The following is a 16,524-nucleotide window of genomic DNA, read 5'->3' as shown; positions in this document are numbered from 1 at the left end:
CATCCTCCTTCGGACCCAGCGGGCTAAATGAAATTCAACCGCGTTCCCGTCAGCTTGGCAGGAAGCGCAGCCGGATAAGCCCGTCCCACAACCGTGCGTTCGCCGATCACGGTGATGCCGGGTTCGCCCGGCTTTCCTACGATGGCGCCGTCTTTGATCACAGAGCCTTCGCCGACAATAGCATTCAGCACGAGTGCATGGCGCCCGATCTGTACGCCCGGCATAATTACGCTGTTCAGCACCCGGCTGTGATCGCCTACGCTCACGCCGTCGAACAGCACGGAATGGCTGACATTGCCGTATATGGACACGCCATCGCCGATTTCCGCATTATTGACACGGGCATCCAGCGCCACATGGCTCTGCGGAAGATTGCGCCGCCTGGTCAGTACGGGCCAACGCTCCGGTTCCAATTGCAGCTTCGGATGATAGCCGAGCAAATCCATGTGAGACTCCCAGAGACTCTCGACTGTGCCGACGTCCTTCCAATACCCCTCGAATGGGTAGGCGGATAAATGGACGCCGGAGGCCAGTAAGCCTGGCATAATGTCCTGCCCGAAATCATGGCTTGACGCCGTATGCCCGGCATCCTGTTCCAAGCTCGCCTGCAGAGTCTTCCAGTTAAAAATATAGATTCCCATCGAAGCCAGATTGCTCTGCGGTCTGAACGGCTTCTCGACGAACTCGGTAATCCGGTCCCGCTTATCAGCGGTAACAATACCGAACCTGCTCGCCTCCTCCCACTTGACAGGCATAACCGCCAAGGTGACGTCGGCCCCCGAAGCCTGGTGATGCTTCAGCATTTTGCGGTAATCCATGTTATAGATATGATCGCCCGAAAGAATGAGAACATAGCTCGGGTTATACGCCCGAAGATAGTCCAGATTCTGATAGATGGCATTCGCTGTTCCCGAGTAGGCATTGGATGCGCCAGCCTTCCGGTCCAAAATCGTAATTCCCCCGCTGCCGGCACCGGCCCAGACGTCCCCGCTCCCAATATGCGCATGCAATGCGGCAGGCTTGTACTGCGTTAACACGCCGACCGTACCGATCCCCGAATGACGGCAATTGCTTAGTGCAAAATCGATAATCCGGTATTTGCCTCCGAAGTGAACCGCCGGCTTCGCCATATGCTGGGTGAGCGGACGAAGTCTGCTGCCTTCGCCTCCGGCTAACAGCATAGCCACACATTCCTGCTTTCTCATCTGAATCTCATCCTTCCGTTTGAGTTTGTTTGAACATCACTGCCGCCAGGGGCGGTATCGTAACTGCAATACTATAAGGACGATTCTGACACGACCATTCTTCGGCTATGAGGACAGGAGCGTTCATTACGCCCGAACCGCCATATTCGTGCCGATCGCTGTTAAAGACTTCCTGGTACCGCGCAGGCTTGGCAACCCCTATGCGATAGCCCTCATGCGGCTCCGGCCTAAAGTTGCAGACGACCATCAACGACTCCTCATCGTCCTTCCCCTGCCGGGTAAACTGCACCAACCCGTCCGAGGCCCCCTCCAAGTCTGCATCCTCGAACCCGCTAGGGTCGAAGTCCTGCTCCCACAGTGCTTTCTCCGATATGTAAAAATGGTTCAAAGCCGCCGTATACTGCCGAAGCTGTTCATGCGCCGGGTCCTTCAGCAGCTCCCAGTCGAGCGCCGCTTCAGGCCTCCACTCCCGCATCTGGCCGAATTCGCTGCCCATGAACAGCAGCTTTTTGCCCGGATGGGCGATCATGTAAGCGTAAAGTACGCGCAGATTTGCGAAGCGCTGCCAGCTGTCGGTTCCCGACATTTTGCCAAGCAGCGATTTATCCGGCTCTACCATTTCATCATGCGCATAAGGAAGAATGTAATTCTCCTTCCGCGCCTCTTCCAGCGAATGTGTGAGCTGCGGCTTCAGGCCTGTCCGTTCTTCATCGCTTTTCTTCATGTAATCGAGCGTATGCCATGAGAAGCTCAGGTTCCATTTGTAATTGAAACCTAATCCGCCCTGGTCGACCCCCCGTGTCACACCGGGAAACGAGCTCGAGTCCTCGGCCATCATCAAGGCATTCGGGTATCTCGCGAAAACGACCGCATTCAGCTTCCGGAGAAACGCGATGCCTTCCAGATTCTCCTCGCCTCCCTGCTCGTTCGTGATGCAGTCCTCCGCCTTTCTGCCGAAATTCAGTGTCAGCATGCTGTATACCGCATCTACCCGCAGTCCGTCGATATGATAAACGTCCATCCAGAATAGCGCATTGGAGATCAGGAAGCTTTGCACTTCCGGCTTCCCGTAATCAAACACGTGTGTCCCCCACGTCGGATGATCTCCTTTGCGGTTGTCCGCATATTCATACAGCGGCGTTCCGTCGAACCGGGCCAAGCCATGCGCGTCTTTGCAGAAGTGTGCCGGCACCCAATCCATAAGGACGCCGATTCCCCGCTGATGGCAGCGGTCCACCAAATACATGAACTCCTGCGGGGTGCCGAACCGGCTTGTCACCGAGTAATACCCGGTCACCTGATACCCCCACGATTGGTCGAGCGGATGCTCGGCAAGCGGCATCAACTCAATATGCGTGAAGCCGTGTTCGGCCACGTAATCGACCAACTGGTCGGCTATCTCCACGTAACTGTAGAAGCCCCCATCCTCCTTGCGCTTCCAGCTTCCCAAGTGCACTTCATAAATCAATAATGGCTGACGCAACAACCCGCTCTCAGCTTTCCCGGACAGCCATTCCCCGTCCTGCCAAACATAGCCGTCCAGCGAGGTAACTCTGGAGGCGGTCCCAGGGCGAAGCTCCGAAGAGAAGGCGTACGGATCCGCTTTCAAATAACATTCATCGTCCAGTGTGATAATTTCATATTTGTACAGCGTACCTTCCTCAAGCTCCGGTATGAACAGCGTCCATACACCATCCGAGGCCGTCATGCCATGATGTCGGCCATCCCAGCCGTTGAAGCTGCCGGATACGTTCACCTGCTTCGCATTGGGCGCCCAGACGGCGAAGTGAACGCCTCTAACGGAATCCCTCTCTACGATGTGAGCCCCTAGAAATCGGTAGCTTTGATACTGCGTACCCTCGTGTAATAAATAAATCGCGTCCGGATTGGGTGCTGAGGCCATGGTCATTCCCTATTCCTCCCCGCTGATTAAATTCATACACGTTATTACACACGCTTGGGCCGATTGAAACAAAAAACGCACAAATTTCCCATTATCAGGGTAATTTCGTGCGTTCTGCTCTACATTTTTCAGGAGACGCTCACCATCACAAGACACATATCATCCTGCGGCGTTTCGCTTTGTTCGCGGGCATCTAACCGTTCGACAAAACCTTCGGGGTCGTGCCCGTTTGCGGACAGCAAACCCATCTTGATTGCTGCCACTCCGTCCCGTTCTTCCTCATCCAGCCATTCCGACAAACCGTCCGTGAATAACACGATCCGGGCTTCCTGCTCATAGCGCAGCCGGCCCTTCGTCACTTCTATGTCCTCAAAAAAGCCAATTGCACAGCATCCCTCCGTCAGCTCGCGAGCCTCGCCGTCCACCAGCGCAAGTCCGGCCGGATGCCCCGCATTGACATATTCGATCGTATGCTCCTCCGTATCGATGAGCATATAGATCGCCGTAAAATAGTAATTGATCAAGCTATCCGGCTGATGCAGCTGATACATCCTCGCGTTCAGCTCCCGCATGACGCCTTCCGGATCGCCGATATGCGTAATCGTATCCTTTAAAGCCGAGTAAATATACATGCACACAAGCGATGAAGAAATCCCGTGTCCCATCATATCGAGCAGAATAACCCCGTAACGGCCCGGTCCGACCGGATACCACGCGTAGAAATCACCAGCCAGCTCGGAAGAAGGCTTATAGACGGCGGAGATTTGAATATCCTCCTGATCGATCGGGCTGCTGAGCACGCTGCGCTGGACTTGCTTCGCCAGGTCGAGCTCGGTTTTGATCCGCTTGTCGCGTTCCTTGTGCCAATCCTTCTCATATTTCAAACGAAGCGTAGACCGGATACGGGCCAGAAGCTCCACCTTATTGATCGGTTTCATCACATAATCCAGCGCACCGGCGTCCAAAGCTTCCGCAAGCTTGTTGGAATCGCCCATGGCCGTTACGAAAATAATCGGGATATCCCGCAGCCTCGCGTCTGCTTGAATCGTGCGGCAAGCCTCCACGCCATCGATTTCCGGCATCATCATATCCATAAGAATCAAATCCACCTGCACGTCGACCGGGCTGGGCGAATTCATATCCAGTAATTGATACAGCTCTTTGGCGGAGGACACCATCGTGAGATCGGTATATCCGGCTTTCAGCAAAATTTTCTCGACAATGAGCAAATTCGTGGCGTTATCGTCGACAATGACAATACTCATCGGTAGAACCCCTTTCGGGCAAAAGTTAACAGAAACCCTTACCATAGTTTACCATAGTTCACTACCAAAAGATCTTCCACTAAATTACTACCCATTTCAGAAAATTTCAATCATATGCACTCAGGCGAAGACAGATCGACGGGAAGGCCGTTGTTTCAAAACAATGGCGGCAGGGTACAAGCAGGTATGCAAGCAGGATCCCATTACCCCAATAAAAGGAGAGATGACTTATGAGTGAAGCAGTCGAAACAAACAGAGGCGGTTTATGGTTAGGCTTATTGATCGGCGGTGCTGTTGGCGCTGCAACCTCGTTGTTGTTAGCCCCTAAAGCGGGGGCACAGATGCGGCAGGACTTGTCAAACACCTATCGGACTATCAACGATAAAATGAACCAACTCGCTTCCGCCTTAGGGCAAAAAACGCACGAGCTTGCCGGAAAAACCAGCGATAAGGCTCAGGCTATGGCGGATAAGGCCGGAGAAACAATGCAAGAGTTCACTGAGAAGGCCAGCGAGACCGCTCAGGCTTTGAGCCAGAAAGCCGGCGATACGCTGCAGGAAATCGGCGACAAGGTCAGCGATAAGGCTCAGGCGTTGTCACGCGATGCCAGCGATAAGGCGCAAGAGATTGGCGACAAGGTCGGCGATAAGGCTCAGGCGCTTTCACGCGAGGCCGGCGATAAGGCGCACGAGATCGGTGACAAGGTCGGCGATAAGGCTCAGGCGTTGTCACGCGATGCTGGCGATAAAGCGCAAGAGATTGGCGACAAAGTCGGCGATAAGGCTCAGGCGCTGTCTCGCGAGGCCGGCGATAAAGCGCAAGAGATTGGCGACAAGGTCGGCGATAAGGCTCAGGCGTTGTCACGCGATGCTGGCGATAAAGCGCAAGAGATTGGCGACAAGTTCGGCGATAAGGCCGCCAAGCATACGACTGCGTCTATGCAGTCGGTCAAACCCGCCTACTTCAGCGGGAGGCATTAAGCTTCCCGTCTCCCCTGCTCATCGAAAGGAGAGGAATCGAATGGATAAAAACTTGCTGCACCGTCAACTGACGGATCAAGGCTTGAGGCGTGTTGATTATACGGAGAAAGCCGTGTATCAACTGGACATTTACAGCGAGGCGACCGCCGCTTCCTATCCGCTCAGGCTTACCGCGATTACCACGGAGCACGGCAATACCACCGTGTACTTCCACGAGGCCGACTTCCCGGAGAACAGATTCGTTCCCCTGGAAGTGCGCCGTGCCGCGCTGGATAAGCTGATCGAGCTGGAGCGGCTCTGCAACGGCTCCTCCGGCAAATCTCTGGAAGAAGCCAATAATGGCTCCATGGCCCAGGATTTGGACGAAATGAAGAAGCTCGGCAGCGAGATGAAGCACATGAAGACGAACAGCGAGCTCATAGAGAAGAATCTGATCCCCGATCCGATTCAGTAAAAAAAGGTTGGCAGGAATCACATCCTGCCAACCTTTTTGGTGCCCATAGGGAACTGTAAGCCGCTATTTCGGCCAAATCCGGCCTATCTCGGGTTGCAGGCGAACTACAGTGCCTTATTCCGCCCAATTCCCCTGCAATCCAGCCCTAGACCGCCAAATAGCGCATCCTATTTCCCATTGAACCGCTAATCAGCCTATTTCAGGCCTAATAACGCACTCAATTTCCGCTACTAGATGCCTCTAACCGCATCAAACCTCAAGCTTCCGGCAGCCGGTTAGTCATGCTTTCGGCTGTACCATATCCTCCGGCCGCACATAACTGTCAAATTGCTCCTCCGTCAAGTAGCCGCTGCGCACAGCCGACTCCTTCAGTGTCAGCCCTTCCTTATGAGCCTGCTTCGCGATGCTGGCCGCCTTCTCATATCCGATATGCGGGTTAAGCGCGGTAACCAGCATGAGCGACTGCTCGAGATTGCGCTGAATCACCGCGCGATTCGGCTCCATGCCCACGAGGCAGTTGTCGTTGAACGAGCGCATGCTGTCCGCCAGCAGCCGCACGGACTGCAGGAAGTTGTGAATAATCACGGGCTTGAACACATTCAGCTCGAAGTTGCCCTGGCTGGCGGCGAAGCCGATGGCCGCATCGTTGCCCATGACCTGGCACACGACCATCGTCATCGCTTCGCTCTGGGTCGGGTTCACCTTGCCCGGCATGATCGAGGAGCCGGGCTCGTTCTCAGGGATCGTAATCTCGCCGATCCCGCAGCGAGGTCCGCTCGCCAGCCATCGCACGTCGTTGGCGATCTTCATCAGGTTCGCCGCGAGCGCCTTCAGCGCGCCATGTGCGTACACGATCTGATCATGGCTGGTCAGCGCATGAAACTTGTTGGCCGCAGAGACGAAGCGCGTGCCCGTCTCACGTGATAGCTGCTCGGCGACGCGGGCGCCGAACTCCGGATGCGCGTTAAGCCCCGTGCCGACCGCCGTACCGCCGATCGCCAGCTCGCGCATCGCATCCAAGCTGCTGCGGACCATGCGCCCTGTCTGCTCGAGCATTGCCCACCAGCCGCTGATCTCCTGCCCCAGCGTCAGCGGGGTGGCGTCCTGCAGGTGGGTGCGGCCGATTTTCACGATGGAGTCATAAGCCATCATCTTGCTGTGCAGCGTAGCCTGCAGCAGCTCCAGCGCAGGCAGCAGCTCCTGCTCTACCGCGAGAACACCGGCGACGTGCATCGCGGTAGGGAACGTATCGTTCGAGCTCTGCGAGCGATTGACGTCGTCGTTGGGGTGAATACGCGCGGCTCCCTCCCCAAGAAGCTCCGTACCGCGGTGCGCGATCACCTCGTTGACATTCATGTTCGACTGCGTGCCGCTGCCGGTCTGCCAAACGACAAGCGGGAACTCGGCCTGCCAGCGTCCCTGCACGATCTCATCAGCCGCTTGCGCGATAGCATCCGCCTTCTCCGGCGATAGTCCGCCCAGCTCGCGGTTGACTTGGGCCGCGGCTTTTTTCAATAAAGCAAAAGCTCCGATCAACCGCTCTGGCATCCGCTCGGTCCCGATTTTGAAATTCTCATAACTGCGCTGCGTCTGAGCCCCCCACAACTTATCCACAGGCACTCTGATTTCACCCATCGTATCTCGTTCAATCCGGTATTGCTGCTCCATGATAGATCCTCCTTAATTAGGCTTGAACAGCCGATATGAACTGTTAACCACACACGAACCATGGCCAAACACATGAGAGATAGTTTACCCAAATTGTGGGGCGCTATGAGCCATAAACTGGTTTTCCATAGGTTAATCAAGCTATAATCGAGCAAGAATGAGTTTAAGCGAGTACATACTACAAAACCACCTGTCCCGCAGGTTCCCAAAGGAGCTCTCACATATGGAATCCAAACTAGCTATCGTCGTCCGCTCAACGGAGATCGATGTGAACGGCCACGTCAACAATGCCAAATATTTGGAATATCTCGAATGGGGTCGCGAGGAATGGTATGAGCTCAGCGAGCTCTCCTACGATACCTTCGGCGCGATGGGCATTCAAACCGTCACGGTCAACATCAACATCAATTACAAAAAAGAATGCAAACAAGGCGAGCATCTGACCATCACTTGCCGTCCCGAACGTATCGGCCGAACCAGCTACGTGCTGAAGCAGGAGATTTATAACGAGCAGGGAACACTGTGCGCGGACGCGCTGGTAACGAGCGTGACCATGGACAGCACGACGCGCAAAAGCGTGGAGGCGCCAGAAGCTTTACGGAAGCATTTTAGCTAGAAGTTAAAGGCTCTTTGTGGATAACTTTTGCCCCAGCGGTGTGGGCATGCCGTCCATGCTGGTCATATTTTTCTGCTGCCAGTATTCAAGCAAGCCCTCTTCGCCCTTCCCGGCCGCCCACTTCTGCAACGTGTTCCGCTCGCCTTCGTAGTTGTAGAATGGAACACTGAAGCCGCAGGAGGTTTTGACCTCGTGGACGTGTACGGCAATAATTTGCCGGGCTCCGGGCAGCATCGTAAACCGGGGGGCCAGCGCCTCCCATTCCGGTGTATCCGGCAAAATAACGCGCCCCTGCCCATACAACCTCAGAATCATCGGCGGCCCTTCAAAGGCAGTGAACATCACGGTAATTCGCCCGTTCTCCTCGAGATGCGCACTCGTCTCGTTGCCGCTTCCGGTCAAATCCAAATATGCCACTTCATTGGCATTCACAATGCGCAGCACGTCATGCCCCTTCGGCGAAAGATTCACATGCCCCTCCCCCGACAAAGGAGCCGACCCCACGAAAAAGATATGCTGCTTGGCAATAAACGCTTCGTGCTCAGGTAAAATCGACTCGAATGATTTCCCCATTCCCCATCCACACCCTTCCATTTTCTTCTATTATGCTCTTCATAACCGTATTTGTGAAATACATAAATCAGACTTCATTTATAGGAAAAATCTATAACCAACTCTTGCATGATATGATTCCATCCGAGGCATACTGAGTTAGTTGAAAAATGAGGAGGTGATTCTACATGCCAGCGAACAATCAAAACGACGTGGTAAGCCATGCTATTAATGCAGCTGAGGCGAATGCGGAAGACAGCCAAGCGAAGCAGCAGGTGGAGGAGCTGAGCTCACTGCTCCAAAGCTCGACAGCCAATGCCACCAATGCCAATGAAGATACATCCTCCCAAGAATAATGACCTATAAAAAGGCAAAAAAGAGCTTTCCCACCGCCCGCAGCGGTTGGGGAGAGCTCTTTTTTATTTCGCGCCGACGGCTATACTTCCATATACCATTGTACGCCGCTCAGAGACACGTATCCCTGCCCGATCCGCTCCGAGAAAAATCCCAGTTGTTCCGGCGCCAGCTAGCTCGCCCCCATACCATTACGCCCAGCTCCGTGATCCGTCCCCCAGCCGATCCGTGCAGTAACTGGAAAAACTCCTGTTATTCCGGTGCCAGACTGGCTATACTTCCATACCATTGTACGCCGCTCAGAGACACGTATCCCTGCCCGATCCGCTCCGAGAAAAATCCCAGTTGTTCCGGCGCCAGCTAGCTCGCCCCCATACCATTACGCCCAGCTCCGTGATCCGTCCCCCAGCCGATCCGTGCAGTAACTGGAAAAACTCCTGTTATTCCATAGTCTAGATTGCTTATTTGGCGCATAACGGGAATATCTCCAGCTAAATGGTGATTTTCGAGATGCTACCAGCGGTTGCCAAAATTAACGGGTTTTTTTCCAGTTGTCCCCTCAACTTGAGCATTATGTCGCTGAAATAGAGGGAGAAAATCCAGTTACAGCTGCATCTCAGCCTGCTTCGGCTCCCGCTAAGGATAACCGCACTATACTTGAAAGAACCAAACGCCCATCCGCCGAATAAATTGGATTAAAAACGTGAGAGATGGATGATAAGCATGAGGTTGGATGAATTGGAGCACCCGGTCAGTATACAGACCTATCAAGTGCTGCGCGACAAATTAAGACTGCTCTACCCCGCTGTTATTCACCATATGCCCTACACCGCAGAACGCGCCATGAACACGGCGATTGTTAATGCCGTTAATAAGCAGCTTCACGATCAAGGCTATCCCCAGAATCCGCAAACGGATGTAACGGCCTATTATGAGCTGAAAACAAATGAACGCAACGTGCTGAGCTTGACCTTGTGGAATTATGCCTTTTCCGGCGGTGCGCACGGACTGACGATTCAGAATGCCTTGACCTTCAACACGGAAACCGGCAAAGCTTACGCGCTCAAGGATTTGTTTAAACCCGGCAGCGATTATGTCGGCAGGCTAAGCGAAATCATTAAGGCCGAGCTTAAACAACGGAACATTCCGCTGCTGGTCGACTTCCAAGCGATTCGACCGGATCAGGATTTCTATATTGCCGATAAATCGCTGGTCATTTACTTTCAAGTGTATGAATTAGCGGCCTATGTGTACGGCTTCCTTTATTTCCCGATATCCATCTATGCCATCCAGGACATCATCGCCGAGGACGGTCCGCTAGGTAAAATGATCAGTTAACGACAGACGATCACCTGCCGGCTGAATCTCCCTTTGCGGACCTCGCAACGATCGATGATGCGCAGGCCCGCCTGCTCGATGAGCGGATCGATCTGCTCCGTCGTGACGATGACGGCGCGCTGGGCCAACCGGCGAGCGGCTTGCAGCATCTCGAGCTGCTCGTCGTCCGGCAGTACGGAGCACAGATTATACGGCATGTCGAGGATGAGCGCGTCGTAGCGGCCCTGTTCCTGGCCCCGGTCACGGCCCTGCACGCCCGGCTCCAGCGTCCGCATATCCGCGAGCTGCACCACGTTCGGCATGCCGAAGTGGGCCAGATTCACCCGCGCGCCGCGCACCGCCAGCGGGTTCATGTCGCTGCCAACGATGTCGATGCCCATCGACATCGCCTCCACCAGCACCGTGCCGATGCCGCAGCACGGGTCAATGACCCTCGCGCCCTCGGTGACGGGCACGGCAATGTTCACCACCGCCCGCGCGACGCGCGTACTCAGGGCGGTGGAGTAGTTCTGCGGCTTCTGCTGATGCCGCAGCCAGACGGCTTCGCCGTGGGCGCAGTCGCCGAACAGCCAGCGGCCTTGCAGCTCCGTCACGGCGAACCACTGCGCCGGCCGGCGCATCTCCGCTTTGCCGCGGAGATGCCGGCCTATCGTGCGTTCGGCGTCCCGCTGCCGGTCATAGCTGACCGGCGTGTCCGTCTCCGCGAACGCGACCTTGAACGTTGCCCCGCGCACGGCCAACGTCTCTACCTGCGAGGCCAGCTCCGCTAGACTGGAGGCCTCGAAGAGGACATCCAGCCGCAGCTTCAGGAACGGGCTGCGGCTTGGCTCCACGCGGCGCGGGCTGACGGCGTAGCCCGCGCCGACGATCGTAGCTGCGCCCAGCATCGTGCGCAGCTCTAACTCACACAGCGCCTGCTCGTCTTCGTGGCAGGCGTAAATATATATACATGTCATCTGCAGTGCGACCTCATCTTTCTGTAAGAAACTGCCCGGTGACCTGTTTCAGGAACGTTTTGGTCGTCTGGCACAGGTACATGTCCTTCCGGTATACGATGCCGACATCCTTCTGCGGCGCGGGATCCACAATGGGAATGCAGCGAATGTCGCCGCTCATGGCGCTTTCCATATAGGAGCCGGGAAGAACGGCTCCGACGACGTCGTTTCTGGCCATCTGCAGCAAGGACTCCAAGGTGGAAAGCTCGAGCGCCGGCTTGCCTGTCAAGCCCGCCTGCTGGCAGCACGCCTCGATCATATGCCGCACGTAGAACTTGCGAGGCAGCATCGCAACAGGGAGCTGCATGAGATCCTGGAGGCGGATTTCTTCCGCCTGTGCGAGCGGATGGCGCGCCGATACGACTAGCTTGAGCTTCTCCTGGTACAGAGGCATGCATACGAGCCGCTCATCCTCCTCCGGCAAAAACACGACGCCAATATCCAACTGATTGCCAAGCAGCCCTTCGATCGTCTCCTCGGTTGCGAGCTCCGCTACCGACAGCTCGATCTTCGGAAACTGGGCGTGGAACGCCATGATCGTCGCCGTCAGCAGATGATTGCCCGAACAACCGATCCGCAGCCGGCCGCGTTGCATGCCCTGAATTTCATTGAAAGCAACCTGGGCCTGCTCCAGCTCATGGAAAATATTCCGGCTATGCTTAAGCAAAACGCCGCCCGCTTCGGTCAAGTACACCTTCTTGCCGACGCGTTGAAAAAGCGGCGAACCGATTCTCTGCTCAAGCGCGCGAATTTGCTGGCTAAGCGTCGGCTGGCTGATGCCCAGCTTCTCTGCGGCCTTCGTGAAATGGAGCTCTTCACAGACCGCCATGAAATATTCCAACAACCGGTAATCCATTCCCGTAACCCCCGAATCATAGCGATTACCTATGATCGTAATTGATATTTGATTATTGATCAATGATTGTTATTTTTCTATAGTATAGAATAACAGTTATGAACGTAAACGAAAGGTGGTTGCCCCGCGATGTATGGACAGATTCGCATGGAACTGAATGAGCATTGCAAGAAGAAGCCAGGCCTGTATGAGGATTTAGGATTTGGTCGTCATTTTACCGACCATATGTTTGTAATGGATTATCAGGAAGGACTAGGATGGCACGATCCGCGGATCATTCCTTACGGCCCACTTTCCTACGACCCTGCAGCAATGATTTTTCATTATGGGCAAGCTGTTTTTGAAGGATTGAAAGCTTTCCGTACGGACACGGGTGACATTCAAATTTTCCGTCCGGATCAGAACGCCATTCGCTTGAACCGTTCCAGCGAACGGCTGAATATGCCTCCTATCGATGAAGCATTCGTCGTGAACGCGATTCAGGAGCTCGTACGCATGGACAGGGACTGGGTGCCGGACCGACAAGGTGCGTCCCTCTATATTCGCCCGTTCGTCATTGCGACTGAAGCAGCTCTAGGTGTGCGTCCTTCGTCACGTTACTCCTTCGTCGTCATCATGTCGCCGGTCGGCGCTTACTATGAGGAAGGGCTGCAGCCAGTCAAAATCCTCGTAGAAAGCCACTACGCCCGCGCCGTTCAAGGCGGTACCGGCGGTGCCAAAGCGGCCGGGAACTACGCGGCAAGCCTGAAGGCGCAAGTGCTCGCTAAGGAGCACGACTGTGCACAGGTGCTGTGGCTCGACGCTATCGACAAGAAAAGCCTTGAGGAAGTCGGCAGTATGAACGTCTTTTTCAAAATTGCCGGGGAAGTCGTGACGCCTAGCCTTAGCGGTTCCATCCTGGAAGGGATCACGCGCAAAAGCATCATTCACCTATTGAACGATTGGGGCGTTCCCGTTACGGAGCGGAGAATCTCCATCGACGAAATCGTGCAGGCGTATGAAAGCGGCACTCTGGAGGAAGCTTTCGGCACCGGTACGGCAGCCGTTGTCTCACCGATCGGCAGTCTGCTATGGCAGGGGAAATCGATGGTCATCAACGATGGCCAAATCGGGGAGCTCGTTCATAAGCTTTATGACACGATCACCGGCATCCAGTACGGCCGTATCGCCGATACGCATGGCTGGATGGTCACTTGCTAAAAGAGAAGAACCTTTCGATCCGAATGTGGATGGAAAGGTTCTTTTTTGGCGTTGTGCCCGGGGGTAGCTTCCGGTGACGGCGTCTCCGGGCAATTCTAACGGACTCCAGCGCCGTTATTGGTGCAAAAATCGCCCCATTTCGGATCTAACGGACTGCTGAGACCTTATTTGTGCGACTTCCGGGCAAAATCGCGATGGATCCAGCAAATAGCGGCGCCGGTTTCCGTTACAAATTCGTACCCGCTGGCATGAGCCGAATAGGCGCCGCTGTGTCCGATAGCCGGGCACCGGTGGCGACGCAGCGCTAGCGATACCACTCATCGCTGCTGACTACTCTCACCTGCTACGAGTGCTGCTCAGGAGCTTCCCCCTTCTCTTGATCGCCCACCACTTGCCCGTCAATGTCGATGATATCCTTCGATTTGACCGCATCGTCTCCGAGGAAATCGCGCAGCTTATTTTTCGCTTTGAGCCTTACGTCATCGTCAATATTTTTGGCGACCGCGGCAAGAGCGAGGCCGAGCGCGCTCAGATCGTCGACGTAACCAACTATCGGCAGCAAATCGGGCACAAGATCCAGCGGCAAAATAAGATAGCCGAGCGTTCCATAAATCTGCACTTTTGCTTTTAGCGGCGTTTTGGGACTTTCCATGGCATAGAAGAGCAGCAAACCGCTATAAATCACTTTGCTGCCGGCTTTTTTAGCGCCCTTTTTCAGCTTGGACCAGAAATCGTCCGGGTTGAAGTATTTTTGATATTTGGAAGCGTCCATCTCATGATCACTCCATTCTTACTCCTATTATAACATTTGCCGCGCCGGGGAGCTAAATGCATGGGAAGGTGGCGGAGCTCGATGTAAGGCAAGGGCACGATAGGCACACACGCCGAAACGCAAAAAAAGGCTGCTCCCTAAGGAACAGCCCGAAGTGAACCGCGACGTGAATACGGTCCCGCGACAGGCCAATCGCGAAGCTGAGCCCTCAGGCGCAACAACGCGGAACCGTCACAAACACCGACCACCAACGCTGGTTCTTACAGCACCTGATTGCCATCGTAAGTGGCGATTGCCTTATACAATTCCGGACGGCGGTCACGGAAAATGCCCCACTCGATCCGCTGAACTTCCAACTGATCCAGGTCAAACTCGGCGACAAGCACGGCTTCTTCCGTGCGGCCTGCTTCTTCAATCATGTTGCCCTGCGGGCCGGCAATGAAGGAAGAGCCGTAGAAATCGATGCTGGAATCCTCATCTTCTTCTCTGCCGATCCGGTTCGATGCGATGACCGGCATCAGGTTGGAAGCGGCGTGGCCGCGCATACACATCTGCCAGTGATCCTTCGAATCGATGGAACCATCCTGAGGCTCGGAACCGATAGCCGTCGGGTAGAATAACAGCTCAGCGCCCATAAGCGCCATTACGCGGGCAGCTTCCGGGTACCATTGATCCCAGCAGACGCCTACGCCGATTTTGGCGTAGCGTGTTTTCCATACTTTGAAGCCCGTATCGCCCGGATTGAAATAAAACTTCTCTTCATACCCCGGACCGTCCGGGATGTGGCTTTTGCGGTACGTGCCGAGCACCTGCCCGTCAGCGTCGATGACAGCCAACGAGTTGTAGCGGGCCCAGTTCTTTTTCTCATAGAAAGAGATCGGCAGGACGACCTGAAGCTCTTTGGCAATTTCGCGGAAATGATTGATCGCTTTGTTGGTTTCCACTTCCGTTGCGTAGCTGTAGTAGTCGGACTTTTCCTTTTGGCAGAAGTACGGCGTCTCGAACAGCTCCTGAATCAAAATAATTTGCGCACCTTTAGCTGCCGCTTGGCGCACCAAAGCTTCCGCTTTGCGAATGTTTTCATCTATGTTAGTGGAACAGCTCATTTGTGTAGCTGCTACTGCTACTTTTCTCACTACAAATCACCCTTTCTTGCCGGCTGGCATTTGCTGCGTCGTGCAGTGCACATTGCCGCCTTCTTTGATAATCGACATACCGTTGATTGTCCGGATTCTGCGGTCCGGGAACGCCGCGCTCAGCACTTCCTCCGCCTTGCGGTCCGTTGCTTCGGCAGCTCCCCCGAATACCGGTAAAATGATGCCGCCATTCACAAAATAAAAGTTCAAATAGCTCAGCGTCAAGCGCTGTTCCTCATGGAAAGCGACCGGCGGCTGCTCGATTTGGATAATCTCGAAGGAACGCCCCTGAGCATCCGTCGCATTGCGCAAAATTTGCAAATTCTCCTGGGTAATCGCATAGTTGGCATCCTCAGGATCGTTGCACACCTGCAGGATTACTTTTCCCGGTGCCGCGAAGCATGCGATGTTATCCACGTGGCCATCCGTCTCATCGCCGTCCAGCCCTTTGTTCAGCCAAATAATTTTATCCACGTTCACATATTGTTTCACATGCGCTTCAATTTCTTCTCGGCTCAGCTCCGGATTGCGGTTGGTGTTCAGCAAACACTCCTCTGTCGTCAGCAGCGTGCCTTCTCCGTCCACATGAATGGAGCCGCCTTCCATGACAAGCGGAGCGTCAAAACGCTTCACGCCATGGCGTTCCATAATCTGCGGAGCGACGTTATCGTCCAAATCCCAAGGAGCATACTTGCCGCCCCACGCGTTGAACTTCCAGTTTACAGCGGCCAGCTCATCTTGCTCATTCAGCAAGAACGTTGGTCCGTTATCGCGGAACCAAGCATCATTATGCGGAATTGTCACAAAGTCAACGTTAGACTCCGTAAACATAGCCTTAACTTGCTCAGCGTCCTCAGGATTGACGATCACAGTCACAGGCTCGAACTCGGCGATAGCCTTCACCAGGTCCGCGTAGCCTTTGGTTACGACGGTGTAATCATCCGGGTATACCATAGAGTCCTGAACCGGCCAGGAAATGAAAGTACGTTCGTGAGTTGTCCACTCGGCGGGCATTCTGTAGCCTAAATCTTGAGGTTTCATGTTCATCCATCTCGCTTTATATAAATTTTATTGTATGCATCTTATTTGTTGGTATAGCCAAAAAGCACCGTCTTTCATCATAACTCAAAAGAAGCCCGGGCTCAATGAGCAGAGCTTTACAATTTTAGCAAAGATTCAGGCCATCCAGAATTCGCTAGGTATAGCCGGCTTCGTTTTAATCAACATTAT

The 16,524-nt window shown here is 54.4% G+C and carries 16 protein-coding genes; 6 read left to right on the top strand and 10 right to left on the bottom strand.

Going from position 1 to position 16,524, the window contains the following annotated elements:
* Nucleotides 1-23: 23 nt before the first annotated feature.
* From PUT07_RS28335 to PUT07_RS28325, 3 genes are all read right to left on the bottom strand, one after another.
* The gene (locus PUT07_RS28335; RefSeq protein ID WP_274472144.1) at nucleotides 24-1,205 is read right to left on the bottom strand and encodes a glucose-1-phosphate adenylyltransferase; all 1,182 of its coding nucleotides are present in this window, start codon (nucleotides 1,203-1,205) and stop codon (nucleotides 24-26) included.
* Between the two features lie 7 nt (nucleotides 1,206-1,212).
* The gene (gene glgB / locus PUT07_RS28330; protein ID WP_274472143.1) at nucleotides 1,213-3,114 is read right to left on the bottom strand and encodes a 1,4-alpha-glucan branching protein GlgB; all 1,902 of its coding nucleotides are present in this window, start codon (nucleotides 3,112-3,114) and stop codon (nucleotides 1,213-1,215) included.
* A 122-nt stretch (nucleotides 3,115-3,236) separates the two neighbouring features.
* Complete coding sequence (locus PUT07_RS28325; RefSeq protein WP_274472142.1) at nucleotides 3,237-4,373, bottom strand: PP2C family protein-serine/threonine phosphatase; 1,137 nt, start codon at nucleotides 4,371-4,373, stop codon at nucleotides 3,237-3,239.
* Nucleotides 4,374-4,603: 230 nt separating this feature from the next.
* Between PUT07_RS28325 and PUT07_RS28320 the strand changes: the two genes are divergently transcribed.
* Both PUT07_RS28320 and PUT07_RS28315 read left to right on the top strand, forming a co-directional pair.
* Nucleotides 4,604-5,353 carry a YtxH domain-containing protein gene (locus tag PUT07_RS28320; RefSeq protein ID WP_274472141.1) on the top strand — a complete coding sequence of 250 codons (750 nt, stop codon included), beginning with the start codon at nucleotides 4,604-4,606 and terminating at the stop codon, nucleotides 5,351-5,353.
* Between the two features lie 40 nt (nucleotides 5,354-5,393).
* Nucleotides 5,394-5,807: a hypothetical protein gene (locus PUT07_RS28315; RefSeq protein WP_274472140.1), complete on the top strand. Its 414-nt coding sequence runs from the start codon at nucleotides 5,394-5,396 to the stop codon at nucleotides 5,805-5,807.
* Nucleotides 5,808-6,086: 279 nt separating this feature from the next.
* Here PUT07_RS28315 and fumC read toward each other — a convergent pair whose 3' ends face one another.
* A complete protein-coding gene (gene fumC, locus PUT07_RS28310) occupies nucleotides 6,087-7,475 on the bottom strand; it encodes a class II fumarate hydratase (protein WP_274472139.1) in 1,389 nt (462 codons plus the stop codon).
* A gap of 223 nt (nucleotides 7,476-7,698) precedes the next feature.
* On the opposite strand from fumC, the gene PUT07_RS28305 reads away from it, so the two are divergent.
* Nucleotides 7,699-8,091, top strand: a complete 393-nt coding sequence (locus PUT07_RS28305; RefSeq protein ID WP_338000780.1) for an acyl-CoA thioesterase — start codon at nucleotides 7,699-7,701, stop codon at nucleotides 8,089-8,091.
* A 3-nt stretch (nucleotides 8,092-8,094) separates the two neighbouring features.
* Here the strand turns inward: PUT07_RS28305 and PUT07_RS28300 are convergent, their stop codons facing one another.
* On the bottom strand, nucleotides 8,095-8,664 hold the full coding sequence (locus tag PUT07_RS28300) for a pyridoxamine 5'-phosphate oxidase family protein (protein ID WP_274472137.1): 570 nt from the start codon (nucleotides 8,662-8,664) through the stop codon (nucleotides 8,095-8,097).
* Between the two features lie 167 nt (nucleotides 8,665-8,831).
* Between PUT07_RS28300 and PUT07_RS28295 the strand changes: the two genes are divergently transcribed.
* Nucleotides 8,832-8,999: a hypothetical protein gene (locus PUT07_RS28295; protein WP_274472136.1), complete on the top strand. Its 168-nt coding sequence runs from the start codon at nucleotides 8,832-8,834 to the stop codon at nucleotides 8,997-8,999.
* 721 nt (nucleotides 9,000-9,720) lie between these two features.
* Nucleotides 9,721-10,335 carry a DUF3298 and DUF4163 domain-containing protein gene (locus PUT07_RS28290; protein WP_274472135.1) on the top strand — a complete coding sequence of 205 codons (615 nt, stop codon included), beginning with the start codon at nucleotides 9,721-9,723 and terminating at the stop codon, nucleotides 10,333-10,335.
* Here PUT07_RS28290 and PUT07_RS28285 read toward each other — a convergent pair.
* Nucleotides 10,332-11,291, bottom strand: coding sequence for a TRM11 family SAM-dependent methyltransferase (locus PUT07_RS28285; protein ID WP_274472134.1), 960 nt, complete (start codon nucleotides 11,289-11,291; stop codon nucleotides 10,332-10,334). The two genes, PUT07_RS28290 and PUT07_RS28285, sit on opposite strands and share 4 nt — an antisense overlap.
* Nucleotides 11,292-11,304: 13 nt before the next feature.
* A complete protein-coding gene (locus PUT07_RS28280; protein ID WP_274472133.1) occupies nucleotides 11,305-12,186 on the bottom strand; it encodes a LysR family transcriptional regulator in 882 nt (293 codons plus the stop codon).
* 129 nt (nucleotides 12,187-12,315) lie between these two features.
* On the opposite strand from PUT07_RS28280, the gene PUT07_RS28275 reads away from it, so the two are divergent.
* Nucleotides 12,316-13,386, top strand: coding sequence for a branched-chain amino acid aminotransferase (locus PUT07_RS28275; RefSeq protein WP_274472132.1), 1,071 nt, complete (start codon nucleotides 12,316-12,318; stop codon nucleotides 13,384-13,386).
* Between the two features lie 343 nt (nucleotides 13,387-13,729).
* On the opposite strand, the gene PUT07_RS28270 is transcribed toward PUT07_RS28275, so the two are convergent.
* From PUT07_RS28270 to PUT07_RS28260, 3 genes are all read right to left on the bottom strand, one after another.
* Nucleotides 13,730-14,158: a DUF1232 domain-containing protein gene (locus PUT07_RS28270; RefSeq protein ID WP_274472131.1), complete on the bottom strand. Its 429-nt coding sequence runs from the start codon at nucleotides 14,156-14,158 to the stop codon at nucleotides 13,730-13,732.
* Between the two features lie 260 nt (nucleotides 14,159-14,418).
* Nucleotides 14,419-15,294, bottom strand: a complete 876-nt coding sequence (gene aguB / locus PUT07_RS28265; RefSeq protein WP_274472130.1) for an N-carbamoylputrescine amidase — start codon at nucleotides 15,292-15,294, stop codon at nucleotides 14,419-14,421.
* 6 nt (nucleotides 15,295-15,300) lie between these two features.
* A complete protein-coding gene (locus PUT07_RS28260) occupies nucleotides 15,301-16,335 on the bottom strand; it encodes an agmatine deiminase family protein (protein WP_274472129.1) in 1,035 nt (344 codons plus the stop codon).
* Nucleotides 16,336-16,524: the final 189 nt, after the last annotated feature.

It is taken from the genome of Paenibacillus sp. MAHUQ-63, from assembly GCF_028765165.1.
Taxonomy (GTDB): domain Bacteria; phylum Bacillota; class Bacilli; order Paenibacillales; family NBRC-103111; genus Paenibacillus_E.
The sequence above is the reverse complement of the archived record's forward strand: the minus strand, read 5'-3'. Positions and strand labels throughout refer to the sequence as shown.

Bases quoted from the DNA above. Each gene is read 5' to 3' on its own strand.
- PUT07_RS28290 (WP_274472135.1), top strand. From the start codon at position 9,721: ATGAGGTTGGATGAATTGGAGCACCCGGTCAGTATACAGACCTATCAA.
- PUT07_RS28305 (WP_338000780.1), top strand. From the start codon at position 7,699: ATGGAATCCAAACTAGCTATCGTCGTCCGCTCAACGGAGATCGATGTG.
- PUT07_RS28285 (WP_274472134.1), bottom strand. From the start codon at position 11,291: ATGACATGTATATATATTTACGCCTGCCACGAAGACGAGCAGGCGCTG.
- PUT07_RS28295 (WP_274472136.1), top strand. From the start codon at position 8,832: ATGCCAGCGAACAATCAAAACGACGTGGTAAGCCATGCTATTAATGCA.
- PUT07_RS28325 (WP_274472142.1), bottom strand. From the start codon at position 4,373: ATGAGTATTGTCATTGTCGACGATAACGCCACGAATTTGCTCATTGTC.
- PUT07_RS28335 (WP_274472144.1), bottom strand. From the start codon at position 1,205: ATGAGAAAGCAGGAATGTGTGGCTATGCTGTTAGCCGGAGGCGAAGGC.
- PUT07_RS28260 (WP_274472129.1), bottom strand. From the start codon at position 16,335: ATGAAACCTCAAGATTTAGGCTACAGAATGCCCGCCGAGTGGACAACT.
- PUT07_RS28280 (WP_274472133.1), bottom strand. From the start codon at position 12,186: ATGGATTACCGGTTGTTGGAATATTTCATGGCGGTCTGTGAAGAGCTC.
- PUT07_RS28320 (WP_274472141.1), top strand. From the start codon at position 4,604: ATGAGTGAAGCAGTCGAAACAAACAGAGGCGGTTTATGGTTAGGCTTA.
- glgB (WP_274472143.1), bottom strand. From the start codon at position 3,114: ATGACCATGGCCTCAGCACCCAATCCGGACGCGATTTATTTATTACAC.
- PUT07_RS28315 (WP_274472140.1), top strand. From the start codon at position 5,394: ATGGATAAAAACTTGCTGCACCGTCAACTGACGGATCAAGGCTTGAGG.
- PUT07_RS28275 (WP_274472132.1), top strand. From the start codon at position 12,316: ATGTATGGACAGATTCGCATGGAACTGAATGAGCATTGCAAGAAGAAG.
- PUT07_RS28270 (WP_274472131.1), bottom strand. From the start codon at position 14,158: ATGGACGCTTCCAAATATCAAAAATACTTCAACCCGGACGATTTCTGG.
- fumC (WP_274472139.1), bottom strand. From the start codon at position 7,475: ATGGAGCAGCAATACCGGATTGAACGAGATACGATGGGTGAAATCAGA.
- PUT07_RS28300 (WP_274472137.1), bottom strand. From the start codon at position 8,664: ATGGGGAAATCATTCGAGTCGATTTTACCTGAGCACGAAGCGTTTATT.